This is a genomic window from Microbacterium sp. zg-Y818, assembly GCF_030246905.1.
In the GTDB taxonomy this organism is placed as follows: Bacteria; Actinomycetota; Actinomycetes; order Actinomycetales; family Microbacteriaceae; genus Microbacterium.
The window spans coordinates 1,397,739-1,421,080 of sequence record NZ_CP126741.1; the positions used below are offsets into that span (position 1 = coordinate 1,397,739).

At 70.0% G+C, this 23,342-nt stretch carries 19 protein-coding genes; 2 read left to right on the plus strand and 17 right to left on the minus strand.

Annotation, left to right across the window (positions count from 1 at the left end; all coding sequences use genetic code 11):
* Positions 1-5: 5 nt before the first annotated feature.
* The 3 genes from QNO21_RS06430 to recO are packed head-to-tail and all read right to left on the minus strand — an operon-like array spanning position 6 to position 2,296.
* A complete protein-coding gene (locus tag QNO21_RS06430) occupies positions 6-701 on the minus strand; it encodes a DsbA family oxidoreductase (RefSeq protein ID WP_257518955.1) in 696 nt (231 codons plus the stop codon).
* Positions 702-743: 42 nt separating this feature from the next.
* Entirely contained in the window at positions 744-1,547 is an 804-nt protein-coding gene (locus QNO21_RS06435; RefSeq protein WP_257516631.1) for an isoprenyl transferase, read from the minus strand.
* Complete coding sequence (gene recO / locus QNO21_RS06440; RefSeq protein ID WP_257516630.1) at positions 1,544-2,296, minus strand: DNA repair protein RecO; 753 nt, start codon at positions 2,294-2,296, stop codon at positions 1,544-1,546. Before recO ends, QNO21_RS06435 begins: the two co-directional genes overlap by 4 nt.
* 63 nt (positions 2,297-2,359) lie before the next feature.
* Here recO and QNO21_RS06445 point away from each other — a divergent pair, with 63 nt between their 5' ends.
* Entirely contained in the window at positions 2,360-3,100 is a 741-nt protein-coding gene (locus QNO21_RS06445; protein WP_257516629.1) for a trimeric intracellular cation channel family protein, read from the plus strand.
* 88 nt (positions 3,101-3,188) lie between these two features.
* Here QNO21_RS06445 and leuA read toward each other — a convergent pair whose 3' ends face one another.
* The 14 genes from leuA to lepA form a co-directional block, all read right to left on the minus strand.
* Positions 3,189-4,949, minus strand: a complete 1,761-nt coding sequence (leuA, locus tag QNO21_RS06450; protein WP_257518956.1) for a 2-isopropylmalate synthase — start codon at positions 4,947-4,949, stop codon at positions 3,189-3,191.
* Between the two features lie 396 nt (positions 4,950-5,345).
* Entirely contained in the window at positions 5,346-6,284 is a 939-nt protein-coding gene (locus QNO21_RS06455; protein ID WP_257518957.1) for a quinone oxidoreductase family protein, read from the minus strand.
* On the minus strand, positions 6,284-7,183 hold the full coding sequence (gene era, locus QNO21_RS06460) for a GTPase Era (protein ID WP_257516473.1): 900 nt from the start codon (positions 7,181-7,183) through the stop codon (positions 6,284-6,286). The genes QNO21_RS06455 and era overlap by 1 nt, the downstream gene beginning before the upstream one ends.
* 9 nt (positions 7,184-7,192) lie before the next feature.
* Entirely contained in the window at positions 7,193-8,167 is a 975-nt protein-coding gene (gene bsh, locus QNO21_RS06465; RefSeq protein WP_257518958.1) for a choloylglycine hydrolase, read from the minus strand.
* 91 nt (positions 8,168-8,258) lie between these two features.
* Positions 8,259-9,626 (minus strand): hemolysin family protein, encoded by a 1,368-nt coding sequence (locus tag QNO21_RS06470; protein WP_257518959.1) that lies wholly within the window; start codon positions 9,624-9,626, stop codon positions 8,259-8,261.
* Complete coding sequence (gene ybeY, locus QNO21_RS06475) at positions 9,623-10,093, minus strand: rRNA maturation RNase YbeY (RefSeq protein ID WP_257516686.1); 471 nt, start codon at positions 10,091-10,093, stop codon at positions 9,623-9,625. Before ybeY ends, QNO21_RS06470 begins: the two co-directional genes overlap by 4 nt.
* Positions 10,090-11,115 carry a PhoH family protein gene (locus tag QNO21_RS06480; protein WP_257519030.1) on the minus strand — a complete coding sequence of 342 codons (1,026 nt, stop codon included), beginning with the start codon at positions 11,113-11,115 and terminating at the stop codon, positions 10,090-10,092. Before QNO21_RS06480 ends, ybeY begins: the two co-directional genes overlap by 4 nt.
* A gap of 58 nt (positions 11,116-11,173) precedes the next feature.
* Complete coding sequence (locus QNO21_RS06485) at positions 11,174-11,521, minus strand: histidine triad nucleotide-binding protein (RefSeq protein ID WP_257516687.1); 348 nt, start codon at positions 11,519-11,521, stop codon at positions 11,174-11,176.
* A gap of 70 nt (positions 11,522-11,591) precedes the next feature.
* On the minus strand, positions 11,592-12,326 hold the full coding sequence (locus QNO21_RS06490) for a 16S rRNA (uracil(1498)-N(3))-methyltransferase (RefSeq protein ID WP_257516688.1): 735 nt from the start codon (positions 12,324-12,326) through the stop codon (positions 11,592-11,594).
* A gap of 2 nt (positions 12,327-12,328) precedes the next feature.
* On the minus strand, positions 12,329-13,438 hold the full coding sequence (dnaJ, locus tag QNO21_RS06495) for a molecular chaperone DnaJ (protein ID WP_257518960.1): 1,110 nt from the start codon (positions 13,436-13,438) through the stop codon (positions 12,329-12,331).
* 39 nt (positions 13,439-13,477) lie between these two features.
* On the minus strand, positions 13,478-14,515 hold the full coding sequence (gene hrcA / locus QNO21_RS06500; RefSeq protein WP_257518961.1) for a heat-inducible transcriptional repressor HrcA: 1,038 nt from the start codon (positions 14,513-14,515) through the stop codon (positions 13,478-13,480).
* A gap of 69 nt (positions 14,516-14,584) precedes the next feature.
* Positions 14,585-15,802: a radical SAM family heme chaperone HemW gene (gene hemW, locus QNO21_RS06505; protein WP_257518962.1), complete on the minus strand. Its 1,218-nt coding sequence runs from the start codon at positions 15,800-15,802 to the stop codon at positions 14,585-14,587.
* Positions 15,802-16,452 carry a DUF1990 domain-containing protein gene (locus QNO21_RS06510; protein ID WP_257518963.1) on the minus strand — a complete coding sequence of 217 codons (651 nt, stop codon included), beginning with the start codon at positions 16,450-16,452 and terminating at the stop codon, positions 15,802-15,804. Before QNO21_RS06510 ends, hemW begins: the two co-directional genes overlap by 1 nt.
* Positions 16,453-16,494: 42 nt before the next feature.
* Positions 16,495-18,339, minus strand: coding sequence for a translation elongation factor 4 (gene lepA, locus QNO21_RS06515; protein WP_257516065.1), 1,845 nt, complete (start codon positions 18,337-18,339; stop codon positions 16,495-16,497).
* 225 nt (positions 18,340-18,564) lie between these two features.
* On the opposite strand from lepA, the gene QNO21_RS06520 reads away from it, so the two are divergent.
* A complete protein-coding gene (locus QNO21_RS06520; RefSeq protein ID WP_257518964.1) occupies positions 18,565-23,304 on the plus strand; it encodes an ExeM/NucH family extracellular endonuclease in 4,740 nt (1,579 codons plus the stop codon).
* Positions 23,305-23,342 lie beyond the last annotated feature (38 nt).

Genomic DNA, 23,342 nt, shown 5'->3' on the forward strand with positions numbered 1-23,342 from the left:
CGGTCTCAGGCGGCGGGGACGGCGGAGTCCGGGTCGGACTGGGTGGTGCGCTCCGCCCACACCTGTCGTGCGATCTGCGCGAACGCGTCGGCGGGCTGGGCGCCGCTCACACCGTACTTGCCGTCGATGACGAAGAACGGCACGCCGGTGATCCCATAGGCCTGCGCCTGCGCCTGGTCGGCGCGAACGTCGGCCAGGTACTGACCGCTCTCGAGCGCCGCGCGGGCGGCCTCGGCGTCGAGGCCGGCATCGGCCGCCAGTTGCACGAGGTCATCGATACGGCCGACGTGACGCCCCTCGGTGAAGTACGCGGCCATCAGTCGCTCGGCCATCTCGTGCTGGCGACCGTGTGCCTTGGCGAAGTGCAGCAGCTCGTGCGCCTTGACGGTGTTGGTGTGCTTCAGGAGGTCGAACCGGTAGTCCAGTCCGGCTTCGGCGGCGACCCCCGTGACGCGCTCGAGCATCTGCTGCACCTGCTCGCGGGGCATGCCCTTGTGGCCGGCGAGGAAGTCGATCTCGTCGCCGTCGAAGTCGACGGGCGTGTCGGGTGACAGCTCGTACGAGTGGTAGGTCACCTCGACGATGGGCGCGTCGGCGTCGGTGGATGCCGCGGCCAGCCCGTTCTCGAGGTTGCGCTTGCCGATGTAACACCACGGGCAGGCGATGTCACTCCATACGTCGATCTTGATGGCATCCGTCATGCCGGGGCCAACGCCGCGCTCGGGCGATCTATTCCGTGCGGGTCATACACTCGGCGCGTCGACCGCCCCGCCGAAGCGGCGGTCGCGATCGAGATAGATGCCGATCGCGCGCCACAGCTCGGTGCGGGAGAAGTCCGGCCACAGGGTGTCGAGGAACACCATCTCGGCGTAGGCCGCCTGCCACAGCAGGAAATTCGACGTGCGCTGCTCGCCGCTGGACCGCAGGAAAAGGTCGACGTCGGGCATGTCGGGCACGTACAGGTGGCGCTGGATCAGCTTCTCGCTCACCGCCGAGGGCTTGATCCGGCCCGCGGCAACGTCGTCGGCGATCGCCCGGACGGCGTCGACGATCTCGACCCGGCCACCGTAGTTGACGCACATGGTGAGAGTGAGCACGTCGTTGCCCGCCGTCAGCTGCTCGGCGTACTGCAGCTCTTTGATGACCGAGCCCCACAGCCGCGGCTTGCGGCCCGCCCAGCGCACGCGCACGCCCCACTCATTGAGCTGGTCGCGCCGGCGGTGCAGCACGTCGCGGTTGTAGCCCATGAGGAAGCGCACCTCTTCGGGCGAGCGCGCCCAGTTCTCGGTGGAGAACGCGTACACCGAGAGGTTCTTGACGCCTGCCTGGATGGCGCCGGCGACGACGTCGAGCAGCACCTCCTCGCCGGCCTTGTGGCCCTCGATCCGGGTGAGGCCGCGCCGGTTCGCCCAGCGGCCGTTGCCGTCCATGACGATGGCGATGTGCTGCGGCACGCCCTTCTTGGGGAAGTCAGGCGGGTACTGTCCCGTCCAATCCAGGGGGCGGTACGGCACCGCGTCGCGGTGCGTGTAGGGCTTGGGTGTCACCGTGAAGCTCCCGCTCTCGGGGTCTGGGCTGTCGCCACGTGCGAAAGCGAGCGGATGCCGCGCTCCAGATGCCATTGCGCGTATGCGGCCACGAGTCCCGACGCTGCACCGGACGCGCCGTCGGTCGCGCCGTCTACGACGTCCCAGTCCCCCGCCAGCAACGCACGAAGCTGCGCTCCCGTCTCGGGATGCACGCGCGCCGAGCCGGCCGGCGCGCACGCGGCGCACACCATGCCGCCCAGCTGAGCGACGAACCACTCGTGCGGGCCCTTCGCCCCGCATCGGGCGCAGTCGAGCAGGTTGGGTGCCCAGCCCGACAGCGCCATGACGCGCAGCAGGTAGGAGTCCAGCACGGCCCGCGACGCGTGCTCTGCGCGCGACAGCGCCCGCAGGCCGCCGACGAGCAGCAGGTACTGCTGCGAGGTGGTCTCGGCCTCGTTCAGCCGGTCGGCGGTCTCGACCATGGCGCTGGCGGCGGTGTAACGGTCGTAATCGGCGGCGATCTGCGCGCCGTAGGAGCCCAGCGACTCGGCCTGCTGCACGATGTCGAGCGATCGGCCTTGGTAGAGCTGCACATCGGCGACCATGAACGGCTCGAGCCGGGAGCCGAACCTCGACGAGGTGCGGCGCACGCCCTTCGCGACCGCGCGCAGCTTGCCGTGGCGGCGACTGAGCATCGTCACGATGCGGTCGGCTTCACCCAGTTTGTGGGTGCGCAGAACCACGACTTCGTCGCGATAGGTGGGCACCCCTCCATTATCGACCGGCGAGGCGCACTCGCGTCGCGGCGCGGCGACGGCAACAATGAACGCGTGCCCGAAACCACCTTCGCCATTCCGCTGTGGGCGGACCTTCTCGCGGTCGGACTGGGCGGGGTGCAGGGCGCTCTGTTCGCGGCTGGGTTCACCGGGCGACGCCTCGACCTGCTGGGTGTGGCGATCATCGGCATCGTCATGGGCATGGGCGGCGGCCTCATCCGCGACCTGCTGCTGAACACCACACCGGTGACGCTGCAGAGCAACTGGTACCTGCTCACGGCGATGGGTGCGGCACTGGTGGGCATGCTGCTGTCCGGCATCTTCCAGCGGCTCAACCACGTGATCATCGCGCTGGATGCCGTCGTGATCGGGCTGTTCGGCGCCTTCGGCACGAGCAAGGCGCTGGCCCTCGGGCTGCCGATGGTGCCGGCGGTGTTCATCGGGGTGTGCTCGGCGGTGGGCGGCGGCATCCTGCGCGACGTCATCATGGGGCTGCCGGTCGCCATCATGCACGTCGGGTCGCTGTACGCGGTGGCTGCGGGCGTCGGTTGCTTTGTCCTCGCGGGACTCGACGCGCTGGGGGTGCCGCTCACTGCTGCCGCGGTCGCCAGCGTCGTGGTGACCGCTGTGATCAGGCTGCTCGCCGTGATCTTCGACATCTCACTTCCCGAGCAGCGGCGTCTTCACCGCCGCAAGGTCGCTGTCGAGACGAGCGCGATCCCGATCGTCACGCAGGATCCGCCCCGCCGCGCGTGGCTCCGCCGCCCCCGCCCGCGCCCCCGCCCTCAGCGCTGAGACGAAAACCGACGGCCGAGACAGCGGGTGATACCCACGGTCTCGGCCGCCAGCATTCGTCTCACGGCCCTGAGGGACCGCGGCGGTGTCACACGGCGGTCAGCTGGGCCTCGCGGGTGCGCGTGCGGATCGCGCGGTTCACGCACGAGACGATCGCCTTGAGGCTCGCAGTCGAGATGTCGCCGTCGATTCCGACCCCCCACAGCCGCTCGCCGTCCACCTGCAGCTCGACGTAGGCGGCCGCCTGCGCGTCGCCCCCCGCGCTGAGCGTGTGCTCGACGTAGTCGTAGAGCGAGATGTCGAAGCCGCGCGCGCTCAGCACCGACAGGAACGCCGCAATCGGCCCGTTGCCGGTGCCGGTGAGATCCTCCTGGCCGTCGCCGTCGCGCAGCGTCACATCGAGGGTGACGTCGCCCGACATGTCGCTCTGAGTGCGGGTCGCCAGCAGCTCGAAGCGGCCCCACTTGGCCTCATCGGCCGTCGAGGGCAGGTACTCGTCGGTGAAGATGTCCCAGATCTGCTCGCTGGTGACTTCGCCACCCTCGGCGTCGGTCTTGGCCTGCACGACACCCGAGAACTCGATCTGCAGCTTGCGAGGCAGGTCCAAGGCGTGGTCGGTGCGCAGCAGGTAGGCGACGCCCCCCTTGCCCGACTGCGAGTTCACCCGGATGACCGCCTCGTACGAGCGCCCCAGGTCCTTCGGGTCGATCGGCAGATAGGGCACGGCCCACTCGATCTCGTCGACCGAGACCCCGGATGCCGCGGCGCGGGCTTCCATCGCCTCGAAGCCCTTCTTGATCGCGTCCTGGTGCGACCCGCTGAAAGCGGTGAAGACGAGGTCGCCCGCCCACGGGCTGCGCTCGGGCACCGGCAGCTGGTTGCAGTACTCCGCGGTGCGCTTTACCTGGTCGATGTCACTGAAGTCGATCTGCGGGTCGATGCCCTGCGTGAGCAGGTTGATCCCCAGGGCGACGAGGTCGACGTTGCCGGTGCGCTCGCCATTGCCGAACAGGCATCCCTCGATGCGGTCGGCGCCGGCCATGTAGCCGAGTTCCGCCGCGGCGATCGCCGTGCCGCGGTCGTTGTGCGGGTGCAGCGACAGGATGATGTTCTCGCGGTGCGCCAGGCGCCGGCTCATCCACTCGATCGAATCGGCGTAGACGTTGGGGGTGGCCATCTCCACCGTCGCCGGCAGGTTGATGATCACCTTGCGGTCGGGCGTCGGCTCGAAGACCTCGATCACCTGGTTGCAGATCTCGACGGCGAACTCGAGCTCGGTCCCGGTATAGCTCTCCGGCGAGTACTCGTAGAAGACCTGGGTCTCGGGGATGCGCTTCTCGAACTCGCGACACAGGCGCGCGCCCTCGAGGGCGATGTCGATGACGCCCTGCTTGTCGGTGCGGAACACGACGTCGCGCTGCAGCACGCTGGTGGAGTTGTACAGGTGCACGATCGCGCGCTTCGCGCCGGCGATCGACTCGTACGTGCGCTCGATGAGGTGCTCACGCGCCTGCGTCAGGACCTGGATGGTCACGTCGTCGGGGATGAGGTCCTCTTCGATCAGCTGACGCACGAAGTCGAAGTCCGTCTGGCTCGCCGACGGGAAGCCGACCTCGATCTCCTTGTAGCCCATGCCGACGAGAAGCTCGAACATGATGCGCTTGCGCTCAGGGCTCATCGGGTCGATGAGGGCCTGGTTGCCGTCCCGCAGGTCGACGGCGCACCAGCGCGGTGCGGTCGTGATGCGGTTGTCCGGCCACGTGCGGTCGGGCAGGTCGACGCGGAACTGGTCCTGATATGCCCGGTACTTGTGGATCGGCATGCCGGACGGCTTCTGAGTGTTGTCCATGGTCTTCGCTTCTTCTCTCGCCGGGGAGGCGGGCTCAAGGCTGATACGGGCCGACCAGAAGCTCCGCGACGAGAGGGCCCTAGAACGAGGACTCGTCGCGGCAGCTAAGAAGGAGAAGCGTGCCCGCGCGCATGGGTCGATGCTAACAGGATGCGGTGCCGACGCGGAGACGGACCGCCTGATACGGACACGATCGAGGTGTGAGGACACCATCGCCGAGCAGAATGCTCATCGCTGCAGGGATCGTCGTGGCATCCGTCGCCCTCTCTCGGCGTGCGCCACGACACCCGGCTCCGGGGCAGCGGCGACGGGGCAGCAGGGGCGGGCCCGTGAAGCCGGACCCGCCTGCCGCCGACGCGATCGGTCGGGGAACCGTCATCGATTCCGGGGAGCCGGTTAGGGGACGAGGGCGAGCTTGCCGCCGGGGTGGCCGGACAGCAGAACCTCCAGTGCGTCGTGCAGGCGTTCGAGCGGGAAGACGCCCGCGATCGGCACCTCCAGCTCCCCCGCCCCGGCGAGGGCGATGAGGTCGGCCCGCACGCTGTCGCGGTATGCGGCGCTCGCCGGCATGCCACCGGCGATGCGACGGATGCCGAGGCTCTCGGCCGCGCCGGTCGCGGCGATCGTCACCACGCGCGACGGATCGGCGACGACCTCGAGGGAGACGCGCAGGGCCTCGTCGGTCCCGGCTGCGTCGAGCGCGGCGACCACGGGGGCGCCCTCCGCGGCATCCCGCACGCGATCCAGCAGCCCTTCGCCGTACGCCACCGGCACCCCGCCGTAGCGACGCACCCGTTCGAACGACGAGGGCGACGCCGTCGCGATGACGCGCGCGCCGAGGCGCCGCGCCAGCTGCAGCACCGCCACCCCCACGGCGCCGGACCCGCCGTGCAGGAGGACGGTCTCCCCCGGCGCCACGCCCGTCACATGCAGCAGCTCGGATGCCGTCGTGCCGGCCAGCAGCAGGTTCGCCGCCTGCGGGTGCGTCAGCGACGCGGGCTTGGCGAACACCGTGTCGGCGGGGACCGTGAGCTCGGTCGCGTATCCGCCGGTGATGCGGAAGGCCAGCACCTCGTCGCCCACCGCGGCGGTGCCCGAGGCGATCTCCGTGCCCGGTCCGATCGCCGTCAGCACGCCGGATACCTCGTACCCGATCGGCACGGGCAAGACCAGGCCGGGCCGTTCGACGGCCACGTGCTTCACGTCGGCCGGGTTCATTCCCGCGGCCGCCACCCTGATCGTGACCTCGCCGTGGAGGGGCGCTGGGACCTCGACGTCGACGAGCTCCCAGCCCTCCGGTGGGCCCCAGCGCGGCGCCTCCCAGCGGCGGGCCATCAGAACCCGAGGCGCCCGAGCTGCTTCGGGTCGCGCTGCCATTCCTTGGCGACCCGCACGTGCAGCTTCAGGAACACCCGGCTCCCGATCAGCGGCTCGATCTGCGCGCGGGCGCGGGCGCCCACGTCGCTCAGCCGTGAACCCCGGTGGCCGATGATGATCGCCTTCTGGCTGTCGCGCTCCACGACGATGCTCGCGAAGATGTCGGTGAGGTCGCTGTCCTCGCGCTGGGCGATGTCATCGACCGTCACCGCGATCGAGTGCGGCAGCTCGTCCCGGACGCCCTCGAGCGCCGCCTCACGGATGATCTCGGCGATGCGGTCCTCGGTCGACTCGTCGGTGACGACGCCTTCCTCGTACAGCGCCGGTCCCGGCGGCATGAGCGAGAGCAGTTCGTCGGCAAGCACATCGAGCTGGTTGTTCGTGAGCGCGGACAGCGGAATCACCGCGTGCCAGTCCTCACGCAGCCCATCGACCTCGATCAGCCGTTCGGTGATCTGCTCGCGGCTGCCCACGTCGGTCTTGGTCACGAGCGCGACCTTCTTGGCGCGCGGGTAGTTCGACAGCGACTCCGCGATGCGGCGGTCTCCGGGCCCGACCTTCTCGGTCGCGGGGACGCAGAACGCGATGACGTCCACGTCACCCAGCACCTGTTCCACGAGATCGTTCAGACGCTCGCCGAGCAGGGTGCGGGGTCGATGGATGCCGGGGGTGTCGACGATCACGAGCTGGCCGTCCGGCCGATTCAGGATGCCGCGGATGGCTCGCCGAGTCGTCTGCGGCTTGTCGCTGGTGATCGCGACCTTCTCGCCGACCAGCGCGTTGGTGAGGGTGGACTTGCCCACATTGGGGCGTCCGACGAAGGTGACGAAGCCGGAGCGGTGGACGTTCTCGTCGATGCGAAACTCTCAATTCTGCATATGGATCTGCTGCCCCTTGATCAGGGGGTAATCCACCAGTGTAGTTGCGTCGAGATCCTCCTTGTGCATGTCGACGCCGGTGACCTGGCTGTTCTCGTAGGTCGTGTAGTAGTAGATGCCCTTGTCGGTGTTGCAGCACGACGAGTAGATCGTGATCTCGAACTTGCCCGGCTCCACCTCCACCAGGCCGCGCTGCTGCGCGACGGATCCGAGGATCTGGAAGAACTGGCTGATCGATTCCGATTCGGAATCCCCCGACACGGAGTTCATCTTCGTGAAGACGGCCTTCACGAAACGGGATGCCGACGACAGGTCGCCGGGCAGTCCGATGGCCCCCATCCCCCGGCTGTAGACGTCGAAGTCCAGTTCCGGGGCGAAGGTGTTCTCCGGGGGGTTCTTCGTCAGGTGCATGAAGTTGTTGAGGTTGAACGACTGGATGTCGAAGGTGGGGTTGTTGGTCATGATCCCGTACGGGTTGTCGTAGACCTTGAGGCCCTCCTTCACGCTCTCGACGGTGATCGAGCTGTCCCTGTCGCTGATGATCCAGTGCAGGGGCGACGGCGGGAACTCGGCGCTGAACGCAGCATCGGTCACGACGAGGTCCGCGAGCGCGGCCCGCACCTCGGCGACACTCTCGAACTGTGCGAGCACCCACGGGATGAACTCGAACGACCCGACGTTCGTCTTCTCCGGGTTCTCCTGCTTGTAGTCGGCGTTCCCGGGGAAGTTGAGCCCCGCCATGCTGAGGCCCTTCTCGTTCGTCGCGTCGTAGTACAGCGGGTAGCCGTCGGCGATGTTCGCCATGCCGATGATGGCGTGGTGCGTTGCGAGCGTCGGCACCTTGCGGAACTCGAACGGGAAGTTCCGCGGGGTGATCGTGACCGTCTCGTGGTACGAGAATTCGAGGTCGAGATTGCGCCCGAAGTAGTGGTCTTTGGTGGTGTAGTTCGCGCCTGTGCACATGTGACGACCTCCGATGTCGCGGTGTCCGGCTGGTCCGGTAGCGCAACAGTAGGGGCGCTCGTGCACGCGCCGCTACGGGTCGGGTGGCCCGCTACGAGGACTGCGCGGCTTCCGCATCGCCCCGGCTCACGCGTACCTCGCCGGTGCGCGTCCGCGGGATCTGGCCGGTGCGCGGGGCCCGGGCGCTGTCGTCCGCGCTCTCGAGGGGTTCCGCGCGCTCCACGAACACCGTCGCGAGCCCGCGCCCACGGCCGCGCGATGCGCCGCCGGTGAGTACGAGACCCTGCGTCTCGGCGGTGACGCCGGGCATCGGGACGCGTCCCAGGGCCTTGCCCAGCAGTCCGCCGATCGAATCCACTTCGTCGTCCTCGAGCTCGATGCCGAACAGCTCGCCGACTTCGTCCAGGCCCAGGCGCGCACTGACCCGGAACCGGCCCTCCCCGAGGTCGACCACCTCCGCTGCCCGCGCGTCGTACTCGTCGGCGATCTCGCCGACGAGCTCCTCGATGAGGTCCTCGAGGGTCACCAGGCCCGACACTCCGCCGTACTCGTCCACGACGAGGCACACGTGCACGGCGTCGCGCTTCATCTGCTGCAGCAGTGTCTCCGCCTTCATCGACTCCGGCACGAAGACGGCCTTGCGCGCGATGCGGCTGACGGCGGCGTTGCGCCACGCGCTCTCGTCGCGGAACGCGAACTGCACCAGGTCCTTCAGGTAGAGGACTCCCACCACGTCGTCGGCCTCGTCGTCGACGACAGGGAGGCGCGAGACGCCCCTGTCGAGGAACAGCTTCATCGCCTCGTGGGTGCTTGCTTCGGCATCCACCGACACCATGTCGGTGCGGGGAACCATCACGGCGCGCACGAACGTGTCGGTGAAGTCGAACACCGAGTGGATGAGCTCGCGGTCGTCCTCCTCGATGAGGTCCTGCGAGGCGGCCTCGTCGACCATGCTCAGCAGCTGCTCCTCCGAGGCGAACGTCGCGTTGCGCGACACCCCGGGCGTGAAGCGGTTGCCGAGGATCACCAGCAGGTGGGCGAGCGGTCCCAGCACGATGCGGGCACCGCGCACGATCGGCGCGGCGTTGCGCAGCAGCCCGGTCGCGTGCTGGCGTCCCGCCGAACGCGGACTGGCGCCCACCAGCACGAACGACACCACGGTCATGAGGAGCGCGGCGGCGAGCATCGCCCACCAGATGTTGTCGAAGGCCAGGGTGAATGCGACCGTCACCAGCACCGCGGCGGTGGTCTCGGCGAGGATGCGGATGAACACCACCGCGTTGCCGTGCGCCTCGGGGTCGTCTGCGATCTTGGTCAAGGCGGTGCGCGACCGGGCGGTGGCGGCGAGTTCGGTGAGGCCTGCGCGCCCCGTGACCGCCAGAGCGGCGTCGAGGGCCGCCATGAGGCCGCCGAGGGCCACCAGAACAACGGCGGCGAGCAGCAGCAGCAGCTCGGTCATGTGCGGGGGCGCCGCCGCTCAGCCGCGGCGAAGTCGAGGATGAGCTGCTTCTGCAACCCGAACATCTCGCGCTCTTCTTCGGGCTCGGCGTGATCGAAGCCGAGCAGATGCAGCAGACCGTGCGTCGTGAGCATCACCAGTTCGTCAAGCGTGGAGTGGCGTGCCGCCAGCGCCTGCGCCTCGGCCACCTGCGGGCAGAGCACGATGTCGCCCAGCAGCCCGGCGGGGGTCGGCATGTCTTCCGTTCCGGGGCGCAGCTCGTCCATCGGGAAGCTCAGCACGTCGGTCGGACCGGGCTCGTCCATCCACTGCACGTGCAGCGCCTCCATCGCGCCTTCGTCGACGAGCAGAATCGCCACGTCGGCGTCGGGACTGACGTTGAGGCCCGCGAGGTTGTGCTCCATGAGTCGCAGCAGCACGGTCTCGTCGACCGGCACTCCCGACTCGTTGTTGATCTCGATGGTCATGAGCGTCCTCGTTTGGGAATGTGGTCGCGCGGCCCGGCGGTGCGCGACGCACCGCGCCGTTCGGCGCGGTTGGCGAATTCGGATGCCTCATCGCGCTCACGCCGGTGGGCGAGGCGCTGCTCGTCGTAGACGCTGTACGCGTCGACGATGCGCCCGACAAGGGTGTGACGCACGACGTCGTCACTGGTGAGCTGGGCGAAGTGGATGTCGTCGATGTCCTTCAGCACGCGCGTGACCAGGCGCAGCCCCGAGGTGCCCTGCGGCAGGTCGACCTGGGTGATGTCGCCGGTGACCACCATGCGGGTGCCGAAGCCCAGGCGGGTGAGGAACATCTTCATCTGCTCGGGGGTGGTGTTCTGCGCCTCGTCGAGCACGACGAAGGAGTCGTTCAGGGTGCGACCGCGCATGTACGCCAGCGGCGCGACTTCGATGGTGCCGCTGGCCATGAGCTTGGGAACGAGCTCGGGGTCGAGCATCTCGTTGAGTGCGTCGTACAGCGGGCGCAGGTAGGGGTCGATCTTGTCCGTCAGCGAGCCCGGCAGAAAGCCCAGCCGCTCCCCCGCCTCGACGGCGGGACGGGTGAGGATGATGCGGTTGACCTCTTTGCGCTGCAGGGCCTGCACGGCCTTGGCCATCGCGAGGTAGGTCTTGCCGGTACCGGCCGGACCGATGCCGAAGACGATGGTGTTCTCGTCGATCGCGTCGACGTAGGCCTTCTGACCCGCGGTCTTCGGGCGGATCACCTTGCCGCGCGTGGTCAGGATCGCCTCGCCCATGACCTCGGACGGCCTCGGGCCGTCGCTGCGCAGCATGCGGCTCGAACTCGAGACGTCGACGGCGTCCAGTCCCTGACCGGCGCGGGTCATGGTGATCAGCTCGTCGACGAGCTCGCGTGCGGCGACCACCGCAGCGGCGTCTCCCGACAGCGTGATCTCGTTTCCCCGCACGTGCACGTCCACGTCGGGGTGCTCCCGCTCGACCACCCGCAGCAGGCGGTCCTGCGGTCCCAGCAGCTGCACCATCGCGACGCCGTCGACCCAGATGCGGTCGACCGTGACGTCGCCCGAGGGCTCCCCTGCGTCAGCTTGCGACACTCGACTCCTCCAAGCCACCGGCCAGCACGTGCGCGTGCACGTGGAAGACGGTCTGACCGGCACTCGGGCCGGTGTTGAACACCAGACGGAAGTCGCCGTCACCGTGCTCGGCGGCCAGGCTCGAGGCCAGGCCGACCATCTCGGCGAGCAGCTGCGGGTCACCCGCGGCGAGCTCGGCGACGTTGCGGTACTCCTGTGTCTTGGGGATGACGAGCAGGTGCACCGGGGCCTGCGGGGCGATGTCGCGGATGGCGAACGCGTTCTCGGTCTCGGCGACGATGTCGGAGGGGATCTCGCCGTTGAGGATGCGGGTGAACACGCTCGGTTCAGTCATGCGGTCCAGTCTACCGAGCACCCCGCTCACTGCGCCCTGCCCCGGGACGCGGGCGGGCGCCGCGTCGCCGTCACCAGCGGCCGAGCGACGCGTTGACGACCGCGAGGGCAGCCGGTCCCGCGGTCGAGGTGCGCAGCACCGTGGCGCCCAGGCGCACCTGCACCGCGCCGGCGGCATCCAGCGCCTGCAGCTCTTCCGGCGCGATGCCGCCCTCGGGGCCCACCACCAGCACGACGTCGCGATCGTCATCGGTCAGCGCAAGCGTCGTCAGAGCAACGGATGCCGTGGGCTCGAGAACCAGCACGTGGGCCGTCTCGGCCATCTGCGTCAGCTGCCGGGTGGTGACGACGGGGGCGACCTCCGGAAGCCACGCCCGGTGCGCTTGCTTTCCGGCCTCGCGGGCGATGGTCGCCCAGCGGGAGCGGCCCTTCTCGGCCTTGGCCGCATCCCAGCGCGAGATGCTGCGGGCCGCCTGCCAGGGGATCACCTCGTCCACGCCGAGCTCGGTCGCGGCCTGCACGGCGAGCTCGTCGCGGTCGCCCTTCGCCAGCGCCTGCACGAGCACCACGCGGCGAGCCGGCGCCGGTACGACCTCGCGCTCGAGGACCTCGACGACGACCTCGCGAGGCGCGACCGACGCGCAGACGCCGGTGAGCCAGGTGCCACGGCCGTCGCCGAGGGTGACGCCCTCGCCCACGCGCACGCGCCGGACGGCGGCGGCGTGGTGCGCCTCGGCTCCCGTCAGCGTGACGTGGTCGCCGGGCGCGGCTCCCTCGGCCGCGTCATCGACGAAGTGCAGCGCCATCGTCAGGCGCGGAATCGGTCGCGAAGCTTGGAGAAGAGACCCTGGTGGAACTCGGCCAGCCGCGGGCTCGGCGACTTCGTGCGCCGGGCGAAGTCCTCGATGAGGGCACGCTCCTTGGCGTCGAGGCGCGTAGGCGTCACCACGTGCACGGCCACCCTCAGGTCCCCGCGCTGTGCGCCGCGCAACGGCGTGATGCCGCGGCCCTTGATCGTGAGCACGTCGCCGGACTGCACGCCGGGGCGCACCTCGAGGTCGACCGGACCGTCGAGCGATTCGATGGTCGTCGTCGTGCCGAGGATGGCGTCGGGCATGGACACCTCGAGAGTGGCGAGCAGGTCATCGCTCTCGCGGCTGAAGGTCTCGTGCGACGCCACCGTGACCTCGATGTACAGGTCGCCGTTCGGGCCGCCCGCGGGGCCGACCTCGCCCGATCCCGGCAGCTGCAGGCGCAAGCCGGTCTCGACGCCCGCGGGGATGTCGAGCGACACCGTGCGCCGGGCGCGCACGCGTCCCTGGCCCTGGCACGTGGTGCAGGGGAACGGAATGGTCGTGCCGTAGCCCTGGCACACGTTGCAGGGCTGCGAGGTGACCATGTTGCCGAGCAGGCTGCGCACGGTGCGCTGCACGTGTCCGGTGCCGTGGCAGATGTCGCAGGTCGCCGGCTGCGTGCCGGGCTGGCAGCACGAGCCCTGACAGGTGTCGCAGAGCACCGCGGTGTCGACCTCGATGTCGCGGTGCACGCCGAACACGACGTCGCCCAGCTGCAGCGTGACGCGCACCAGCGCGTCCTGCCCGCGTTCGCGGCGCGATCGCGGGCGCCCCGACCGGCCCCCGCCGCCGCCGGCACCGAAGAACGTCTCGAAGATGTCGCCGAAGTTGGTGAATCCGCCGGCGCCGCCGAGGCCGCTGTCGCCGCCCATGTCGTAGCGCGCGCGCTGGTCCGGGTCGCTGAGCACGTCGTAGGCGTGGGTCACCAGCTTGAAGCGCTCCGATGCCTCCTCGCCCGGGTTGACGTCGGGGTGCAGTTCACGCGCGAGACGGCGATACGCCTTCTTGATCTCGTCAGGGGTCGCGTCGCGCGAGACGCCGAGTACGTCATAGTGGTCAGCCACAGTCGCCTTTCGTGCCGCGGCAAGGCGGCGTCGGGTTCGTCAGCGCGAGCGCTCGTCTTCTTCGAGCAGCCGGCTCAGATAATGTGCGACGGCGCGTACGGCCGCCATGTTCGTGGGGTAATCCATGCGCGTGGGGCCGAGCAGCCCGATGCGCGCACGGGAACCGGTGGCGTCGTAGTCGCCGGTGATGACGGATGCCTCGGCGAGCCCGAACGGCTCGTTCTCGCGCCCGATGCTCGCCGCCAGACCCTGGTCGTCCGGGACCATCTCGGTCATGAGGCGGATGAGCGTCACCTGCTCCTCGATCGCCTCCAGCAGCGGGTAGATGCTGCCGCGGAAGTCCTGCTCCCGCCGCGCAAGGGTGGCGCTGCCGGCGAGCATGAGGCGATCCTGCCGGAACTCCTCGAGCTCCTCGGCGACGACCATTGCGATCGAGCGGACGGCGTGGTCGAACGGATCGGGCTGCGCCGGTGCGGCGAGCAGGTCCGCGATGGCCTGGGCGCCGCCCTGCACGCTGCTGCCGGTGAGCATGCTGGCAAGCCGTGTCCGCACCCGGGTCATGCCCTCGTCGTCGAGTTCGGTCGGCACGGTCGCGATGCGCTGGGACACCCGGCCGATGTCGGTCACGACGATGACGATCACGCGGCCGCCGCCGAGGTTGACCAGCTCCAGGTGCGACACATGCGCCCGGGCGAACGACGGATACTGCACGATTGCGACCTGGCCGGTCAGCTGGGTCAGGGCGCGCACGGTGCGCGCGAGCAGGTCGTCGAGGTCGCCGGATCCTTCGAGGAACGACTCGATCGCCGACCGCTGCGCCGTGGTCAGTGGCCGCAGCTGCGCGAGGTGATCGACGAAGACGCGGTAGCCCTTGTCGGTGGGTACCCGCCCGGATGAGGTGTGCGGTGCGACGATGAGCTCTTCGTCTTCGAGCTGCGCCATGTCGTTGCGGATCGTGGCCGCCGAGACGCCGAACGCGTGGCGCTCGACGATCGCCTTGCTTCCCACGGGTTCGCGGGTGTCGACGTAGTCCTGCACGATGGCGCGCAGCACCTGCAGGCCCCGTTCGCTGACCATCCCACTCCCCTCCGCTGGCACTCGTTGTCGGTGAGTGCCAATTCTACCGTGTCGACCTTGCAACCGGCGTCAGGCGGTCAGGGCGCGCACGACCGCGTCGGCGAGCAGGCGGCCACGGCGGGTGAGCACGATGCGGCCCCGCAAGGCCGAGGCGCCGTCGATCAGACCGTCGGCGATCAGGGCCGCCACCGCGTGCCGCCCGGCATCCGTCACCTCGGAGACCGCCAAGCCGTCGCGGATGCGCGAGCGCAGCAGCACGTCCTCGAGGTTGCGGGATGCCGCGTCGGGGCGTTCCCTGCCCGCTGCGGGAGACTCGCCTGCGGCCAGGCGCTGGGCGTAGGCGGCGGGGTGCTTCACGTTCCACCAGCGCAGCCCCGCGACGTGGCTGTGCGCGCCGGGGCCGTACCCCCACCAATCGGAGCCGCGCCAGTATGCGAGGTTGTGCCGCGAGCGGTGCGCCTCGCCACGCGCCCAGTTCGACACCTCGTACCAGTCGAAGCCGGCGCCGGCGAGCATCTCGTCGGCCAGCTCGTACATGTCGGCCTGCAGGTCGTCGTCGGGGGCCGGGACCTCGCCGCGGCGGATCTGGCGGTGCAGCTTCGTGCCCTCCTCGATGATGAGGGCGTAGGCGGAGATGTGGTCGGGGGCGAGCGCGACGGCGGTCTCGATCGACCGCCGCCAGTCGTCGAGCGACTCCCCGGGCGCACCGTAGATGAGGTCGACGCTCACGTCGAGCCCCGCGCTCCGGGCGGCGGCCACCGCAGTGGCGACGTTGTCGGGGTTGTGGGTGCGGTCCAGCGCCGCCAGCACGCGGGGGACGGCGGACTGCATTCCGATCGACAGCCGGGTGACGCCGGAGGCGGCGAGGTCGGCGACCACCGTCTCGGTGACAGTGTCGGGGTTGGCCTCGACCGTGACTTCGGCCCCCGGCGCGATGCCGAAGCAGTCGCGCACCCCGGCGAGCATGCGGCCGAGGTCGCCGGCGGGGAGCAGGGTGGGCGTGCCGCCGCCGAAGAAGACGGTGCTCGCCGGGCGGATAGCCCCGGCGGCGGCCAGCACCTCGCGCGACAGCGCGACCTCGCGCAGCAGCGTGTCGGCGTACTGGTCCTGGCGTGCGCCGCGCAGCTCCCCCGCGGTGTAGGTGTTGAAGTCGCAGTACCCGCAGCGGACGCGGCAGAACGGCACGTGCAGGTAGACGCCGAAGTCGACTGCTGGGTCGACGGGGAGGTCCTGGGGCAGCGCGCCGTCTGCAGGCGCCGGGTCGCCGACGGGAAGAGTGGAGGGCATCAGGACGATGTCGTGTACAGCGGCGAGATCGCCCGCAGGTAACCGCGGAACAGTTCGCGGCGCCGGCGCCGCACGAGCGGCGGCAGCAGGCGGTAAAGCGGCGCGGTCGGCGCGTCGAACGCGCGGACGGTGAACCAGACCTCGTCGTTGTCGCGCCACTCGATCATGAACGACTCCTCGCCGCTGACGACCGAGCCGCCGACGGTGCCGAGGGCGAAGCCGATGCGGCGGGCCTCTTCGACGCAGAAGATGACGCGCAGTTCGGCGTCGGCGCGGTGGCCCTTGACGCGGCCGCGCACGTGCACCGTGGTGCCGGCGCCGACGTAGGGGGTGCCGTCGGCGTCGTAGCGCTGCTCAGCCTCGCGGCGGCTGGGGGCGATGGCGTTGCCCTCCGCGTCGAACGCGACACCGGAGTAGGACGGTCCAGACGCCGGGCGAACGTCCTCGAGCTCCAGGCCCGCCCCGCGCTGCGCGCCCCACGACAGCAGCGCTTCGCCGGCCGTGCGGAAGCGGTCCTCGCCACTGCCGAGGCGCCACGCCTCTGCGGCGGGGATGCTGCGCTCGGGCGGGTACTGCAGAAGGTCGGACGCCTGCGTCGCCCCGACGGCGGCGTAGTCGACCGTCTCGTCCCTGAAGGTCCCGCGGCGCATGGAATCCAGCCTACTTCGTGAGGGTGCGTGAACGGTGGTCGACTACTTCTTGCCGTCGACGTCGCCCGACAGGGCGGCGATGAACGCCTCCTGGGGCACCTCGACGCGGCCGACCATCTTCATGCGCTTCTTGCCTTCCTTCTGCTTCTCCAGCAGCTTGCGCTTGCGCGTGATGTCACCGCCGTAGCACTTGGCCAGCACGTCCTTGCGAATGGCGCGGATGTTCTCGCGGGCGATGATGCGTGCGCCGATGGCCGCCTGGATGGGCACCTCGAACTGCTGGCGCGGGATGAGTTTGCGCAGGCGCTCGGTCATCAGCGTTCCGTACGCGTAGGCCTTGTCGCGGTGGACGATCGAGCTGAAGGCATCCACCTTCTCGCCCTGCAGCAGGATGTCGACCTTGACGAGATCGGCCGTCTGCGAGCCGGCGGGCTCGTAGTCCAGGCTCGCGTAGCCCTGCGTGCGGCTCTTGAGGTGGTCGAAGAAGTCGAACACGATCTCACCGAGCGGCATGTTGTAGCGCAGCTCGACGCGGTCCTCGCTCAGGTAGTCCATGCCCAGCAGGGTGCCGCGGCGGCCCTGGCAGAGCTCCATCACGGTGCCGACGTATTCCTTGGGGAGCAGGATGCCGACCTTGACGACGGGCTCCGACACCTCGGCGACGCGCCCATCGGGGTACTCGCTGGGGTTGGTGACCGTGATCGTCTCGCCGGTGTCGGTATGCACCTCGTACGGCACCGACGGCGCCGTGGTGATGAGGTCCAGGCCGAACTCGCGCGAGAGCCGCTCGGTGATGATCTCCAGGTGCAGCAGGCCCAGGAATCCACAGCGGAAGCCGAAGCCCAGCGCCACCGAGGTCTCGGGCTCGTACTGCAGCGAGGCGTCGGAGAGCTTGAGCTTGTCGAGGGCCTCGCGCAGCTCCGCGTAGTCGCTGCCGTCGATCGGGTAGATGCCGGAGAAGACCATCGGCTTCGGGTCGGTGTAGCCGGGAAGCGCCTCGGTGGCGGGCTTGCGGTGGGTGGTGATCGTGTCGCCGACCTTGGACTGGCGCACGTCCTTCACACCGGTGATGAGGTAGCCCACCTCGCCGACGCCGAGCCCTTTCGTGGGGACCGGCTCGGGGTTGGACACCCCGATCTCCAGCAGCTCGTGCGTGGCCCGCGTCGACATCATCTGGATGCGCTCGCGCGGCTCCAGCTTGCCGTCGATCATGCGTACGTAGGTCACCACGCCGCGATAGGAGTCGTAGACCGAGTCGAAGATCATGGCACGGGCGGGTGCGTCGGCGTCGCCGCGCGGCGCCGGCACATCGCGGACGATGCGGTCGAGCAGCTCTTCGACGCCCACGCCGGTCTTGCCGCTGACGCGCAGCACGTCCTCGGGCCGTCCGCCGATGAGGCCGGCAAGCTCGGCGGCGAACTTGTCCGGGTCGGCCGCCGGAAGGTCGATCTTGTTCAGCACCGGGATGATCTGCAGATCGTTCTCGAGCGCGAGGTACAGGTTGGCGAGCGTCTGCGCCTCGATGCCCTGGGCGGCATCCACGAGAAGGACTGCCCCCTCACAGGCGGCGAGGGACCGACTGACCTCGTAGGTGAAGTCGACGTGCCCGGGAGTGTCGATCATGTTCAGTGCAAAGGTCTCGCCGCCTGCGGCCCACGGCATGCGTACCGCCTGCGACTTGATCGTGATGCCGCGCTCACGCTCGATGTCCATGCGGTCGAGGTACTGGGCGCGCATGTCGCGATCGGACACGACGCCGGTGATCTGCAGCATGCGGTCGGCCAGCGTGGACTTGCCGTGGTCGATGTGGGCGATGATGCAGAAGTTGCGGATCTGCGCGGGCGGCGTGGCTGCGGGCGCGAGCGGCGTGAGGGCACGGGGTGACATGTCGCGTCGAGTCTACCGGGGCTGCGCCGCGGTCGCGGGCTCGGTCGCGCGCCGGGCTGCGCGCGGGATCCTAAGGGATGCGGGGTGCGACACGCCAGCCCTGGTTCGGTGAGAACAAGTTAACCGACGTGTCATCGATCTGACCCCTGAATTGAGCCGTCTGCTCAGTAGCGTGTCCGATGTCTGCGCGATTCCCCCAGCGCCCGACCATCACAGGAGACGATCGTGACGCAACGCCCCCTTCCTCTGTCCGCACGGCCCGCGCTTCGGCGGCCCTGGGCGCTGCTCACGGTTGCGGCGACGGTCGCGGCCGGTGTCTCGCTCGCGCCGGCCGCACACGCCGCAGTGAGCATCGGGGCGCCGGTCGTGATCGCGGAGGTGTACGGCGGCGGCGGCAACTCCGGTGGCGCCTATCAGCGTGACTTCATCGAACTCGCCAACGTCTCCGACTCCGAAGTGGACCTCTCCGCGTACAGCGTGCAGTACGCCTCCGCCACCGGTGGCAACTGGCAGGTCACCGCGCTCACCGGCCAGGTGCTTCCCGCCGGCGAACGCCTGCTGATCGGGCAGGCCACCGGCACCGACACGACCCAGCCGGTGTTCGAGGCCGACGTCGACGGGACCATCGCCCTCAGCGGCGGTCAGGGCAAGGTCGCCCTGGTCTCCTCGCTCACCCCGCTGTCGGGCGCGAGCGCCCTGGTGGACCTTCCCCAGGTCGTCGACTTCGTCGGCTGGGGCGGCGCGACCCACTTCGCCGGAAGCGCCGCCGCGCCCGGCACCACCAACGCGCAGAGTGTGAGCCGCGACGAGGCGGCTGCCAACACGGCCGACAACGCCGCGGACTTCACCGCCGCCGCGCCCACGCCCCAGGGTCTCGGCGCGGGAGGCACCGATCCGGATCCCGAGCCCGAACCGGAACCCGAGCCCACCGTCGTCGCGATCGCCGACATCCAGGGCGCGCAGGCGGAGTCGCCCCTCGTCGGCCGCACGGTCACGACCACCGGCGTGGTGACCGCGCACTACCCCACCGGCGGTTTCGGCGGCTACGTCATCCAGACCCCCGGCACCGGAGGGGCGCTGGACCCCGCCACCCACGTGGCATCCGACGCCGTGTTCGTCCGCGCGCCGGAGGCCGTGTCGGAGGTCGCCCTGGGCGACACCGTGCAGGTCACCGGCCTCGTCGGCGAGTATCAAGGCCTCACCCAGCTGACCGTCTCCCCGGGTGCCGCCGCCGTGGTCGAGCCGGCGGCAGCGCCGGTCCCGGCCACCGTGGGCTGGCCCGCTGACGACGCGCAGCGCGAGGCGCTCGAGTCGATGCTCGTCGCCCCGCAGGGGTCGTTCACGGTGACCAACACCTACTCGACCAACCAGTACGGCGAGGTGGGGCTCGCCGCGGGCGAGACTCCGCTGCGTCAGCCGACCGACGTGGCACGCCCCGGCAGCCCCGCGGCCGACGCCGTCACCGCGGACAACGCCGCGCGGGCCGTGACGCTCGATGACGGCGCGAGCATCAACTTCCTCAGTGCCGCCAACAGCGCGCTCACCCCCGGGTACGTTTCGCTCGCCGAGCCCATCGTCGTCGGCGGCGCGGTGGAGTTCGCCGAGCCGGTCATCGTCGACTACCGCAACGGTTCCTGGAAGCTCAACCCGACCGCACCGCTGACCGGAGACGGCTCCGGCGCTGACGGAGTGTCCTTCACAAGCCCCCGCACCGCCGCGCCCGAGGAGGTGGGTGGCGACCTGTCGATCGCCTCGTTCAACGTGCTGAACTACTTCACCACCGTCGGCACCGACAGCGCCTCGTGCGTCGCCTACACCGACCGCTTCGGCGACGGCGTGACGGTGCGCCAGGGCTGCGACCAGCGTGGGGCGTGGGACGCCGAGGACCTGCAGCGTCAGCAGGACAAGATCGTCGCGGCCATCGAGCAGCTGGATGCCGACGTTGTGGGGCTCATGGAGATCGAGAACTCCGCCGTCCTCGGCGAAGAGGCCGACGAGGCCACCGCGACGCTCGTCGATGCTCTCAACGCCGCGTCTGAGCAGGAGAAGTGGGCGTACGTCGCCTCGTCCGAGGATCTGCCCGATCTGTCGCAGCAGGACGTCATCACCAATGCGATCATCTACCAGCCGGCCGCGGTCTCGCCCGTCGGTGCGGCGATGGCGCTCGGCGACCAGAGCGGTTCCGACCAGGCCTTCGGCAACGCCCGCGAGCCCATCGCGCAGGTGTTCGAGCCCGCCGACGGCGGCGCGCCCTTCCTGTTCGTCGTGAACCACTTCAAGTCGAAGGGCTCCCCCGGTCCCTGGCCGGGCGACGCCGACACCGGCGACGGTCAGGGCTCGTCGAACGAGTCGCGCGTGCGCCAGGCCACGGCGCTGCGCGACTGGGTGGCCGACGTGCAGGGCGATGTGGATGCCGTCGCGCTCGTGGGCGACTTCAACTCCTACGGCCAGGAGGACCCGCTGCAGGTGCTGTACGAGGCCGGGTTCGCCGGCGCGGAGTCGGCGTTCGGCGTGACCACGCAGTCCTACAGCTTCTCGGGTCTGTCGGGCTCGCTCGACCACGTGCTGCTCAACGAGGCGGCTCTGGGCCGCGCGACCGGAGCGGACATCTGGAACATCAACTCCGGCGAGGCCCTCGCCCTGGAGTACAGCCGGTTCCGCTCGCACGGCACCGAGTTCTACGCCCCCGACGTCTACCGCTCCAGCGACCACGACCCCATCAAGGTGGGGATGAGCGCGGCCGCCGCTCCCGTCGAGCTGACCCTGCTCGGCATCAATGACTTCCACGGGCGCATCGACGCCAACGCGGTGAAGTTCGCCGGCACGATCGAGCAGCTGCGCGAGAGCGCCGCCGGCGATGTGCTGTTCCTCTCGGCGGGCGACAACATCGGCGCCTCGCTGTTCGCATCCTCTGTCGCGCAGGACCAGCCGACCATCGACATGCTGAACGCGCTCGATCTGGCATCCAGTGCGGTCGGCAACCACGAGTTCGATCGCGGCTGGGACGACCTGGCGGGCCGCGTGACCGACGCGTTCGACGCGCCGCAGCTGGGTGCGAACGTCTACCTGGCCGGCACCGAGACCCCGGCCCTACCCGAGTACTCGCTGCACGAGGTGGACGGACTCACCGTCGGCGTCATCGGCGCCGTGACCGAGGAGACCGCGACGCTCGTCTCCCCCGCTGGGATCACCGCGCTCGAGTTCGGTGACCCCGTCGAGGCCGTCAACCGCGTCGCCGCCGAGCTGAGCGACGGCGACGCAGCCAACGGCGAGGCCGACGTGCTCGTGGCGCTCTACCACGAGGGTGCCGGCGCCGGCACTCCCGACGGCGCGACCCTCGAAGAGGAGCTCGCCGCGGGCGGCCCCTTCGCCGCGCTGGTGAACGACACCGCCGCCGAGGTCGACGCGATCTTCACCGGGCACACGCACAAGGAGTACGCGTGGTCGGCCGCCATCCCCGGCACCGACCGCACCCGTCCGATCGTGCAGACCGGTTCGTACGGCGCCCGCGTCGGTGAGATCACCCTCACCCTCGACGCCGACAACGGCGAGGTCATCGCGCACACCGAGCGCAACGTCGAGCGCACCACGGTCGACGACGCCACCCTCGTCGCGCAGTACCCCCGCGTGGCCGAGGTGTCCGCGATCGTTCAGGCGGCACTGGCGGCAGCCGCCGAGGTCGGCAACACGGCCGTCGGAGAGGTCGCGGCCGACATCACCACCGCGTACTCCGGCGGCTCGTTCGTCGACGGCGTGTGGACCGGCGGCACCCGCGATGACCGGGCGTCGGAATCGACGCTCGGCAACACCGTCGCGAACATGCTGCGCGACTCGCTCGCCGACCTGCCGAACGGCGCCGTCATCGGCGTCACCAACCCGGGTGGGCTTCGTGCGGACCTGTGGGACACGCAGGCGGAGTTCGGAGCGACCGCGGTTCAGGGGCTGCCCGACGGCACGGTGTCGTTCTCGCAGGCCAATGCGGTGCTGCCGTTCAACAACACGCTCGGCCTCGTGACGCTGACGGGTGAGCAGTTCACCACCATGCTCGAGCAGCAGTGGCAGCGCGATGCCGACGGCAACGTCCCGCAGCGTCCGTACCTGCAGCTCGGCCTGTCGGACAACGTCGCCTACACGTTCGACCCCGCCCTCCCCGAGGGTGAGCGGATCACGTCGGTGACGGTCGACGGCCAGCCCATCGATCCGGCGGCGGAGTACCGCATCGGCACGTTCTCGTTCCTGGCCAGCGGCGGTGACAACTTCCGCGTCTTCACCGAGGGCACCGGGTACGTCGACACCGGTCTGCTCGACTACGAGGCGTGGGTCGACTACATCGCCGACAACTCCCCTCTTGCCCCCTCGTACGCCAAGCAGGCCGTGCAGGTCACCGGGGTGCCCGAGACGGTCGAGGCCGGCGCGCAGGTGCAGTTCTCGGTGGCGGGGCTGAACCTCACCAGCCGCGGCGCTCTCGAGAACACCACGCTGTCGGTCGCTCTCGGCGACGCGGTGTTGGGTGAGGTGCCCGTCACCGCCGGCGCCGCGACGGTCTCGGTCACGCTGCCGGCCGGGGTCGCCGCGGGCGCTGCGGCGCTCACGTTGACGGCCCAGCCCTCGGGCACCGTCGTCTCGGTGCCGATCGAGGTGGCGGCGAGCACCGTCGAGAAGGCGCAGACCAGCACCCGCCTCGTGGCGCTGCTGCCGGTGCACATCAACCGTTTCCTGCCCACGACGCTCGTCGCGTACGTGCAGCAGAGCGGGACACGGGCCGACGGCACAGTCGAGTTCCGCGAGGGTGGACCCGATGGCGCCGTCATCGGCACAGCTCCCGTGCGCGGCGGACTGGCGTCGCTGCGGCTGGGCACGCTCACCCGCGGCACCCACTCGTACACGGCCGTCTTCGTCCCCCGGGATGCCGAGACCGTGGCCGGGTCGGAGAGTGCGCCGGTGAAGGTGCGCGCCATCGGCTGACGAAGTGCTGGGCGTCCGGCCGGAGCTGCGTGCTCCCC

What these genes read in the sequence shown, in the direction of transcription:
- QNO21_RS06430 (WP_257518955.1), bottom strand. Translation starts at nt 701, where the DNA reads ATGACGGATGCCATCAAGATCGACGTATGGAGTGACATCGCCTGCCCG.
- leuA (WP_257518956.1), bottom strand. Translation starts at nt 4,949, where the DNA reads ATGGACAACACTCAGAAGCCGTCCGGCATGCCGATCCACAAGTACCGG.
- QNO21_RS06455 (WP_257518957.1), bottom strand. Translation starts at nt 6,284, where the DNA reads ATGGCCCGCCGCTGGGAGGCGCCGCGCTGGGGCCCACCGGAGGGCTGG.
- bsh (WP_257518958.1), bottom strand. Translation starts at nt 8,167, where the DNA reads ATGTGCACAGGCGCGAACTACACCACCAAAGACCACTACTTCGGGCGC.
- QNO21_RS06470 (WP_257518959.1), bottom strand. Translation starts at nt 9,626, where the DNA reads ATGACCGAGCTGCTGCTGCTGCTCGCCGCCGTTGTTCTGGTGGCCCTC.
- ybeY (WP_257516686.1), bottom strand. Translation starts at nt 10,093, where the DNA reads ATGACCATCGAGATCAACAACGAGTCGGGAGTGCCGGTCGACGAGACC.
- QNO21_RS06480 (WP_257519030.1), bottom strand. Translation starts at nt 11,115, where the DNA reads ATGGTGCAGCTGCTGGGACCGCAGGACCGCCTGCTGCGGGTGGTCGAG.
- QNO21_RS06485 (WP_257516687.1), bottom strand. Translation starts at nt 11,521, where the DNA reads ATGACTGAACCGAGCGTGTTCACCCGCATCCTCAACGGCGAGATCCCC.
- QNO21_RS06490 (WP_257516688.1), bottom strand. Translation starts at nt 12,326, where the DNA reads ATGGCGCTGCACTTCGTCGATGACGCGGCCGAGGGAGCCGCGCCCGGC.
- hrcA (WP_257518961.1), bottom strand. Translation starts at nt 14,515, where the DNA reads ATGGTCAGCGAACGGGGCCTGCAGGTGCTGCGCGCCATCGTGCAGGAC.
- hemW (WP_257518962.1), bottom strand. Translation starts at nt 15,802, where the DNA reads ATGCCCTCCACTCTTCCCGTCGGCGACCCGGCGCCTGCAGACGGCGCG.
- QNO21_RS06510 (WP_257518963.1), bottom strand. Translation starts at nt 16,452, where the DNA reads ATGCGCCGCGGGACCTTCAGGGACGAGACGGTCGACTACGCCGCCGTC.
- lepA (WP_257516065.1), bottom strand. Translation starts at nt 18,339, where the DNA reads ATGTCACCCCGTGCCCTCACGCCGCTCGCGCCCGCAGCCACGCCGCCC.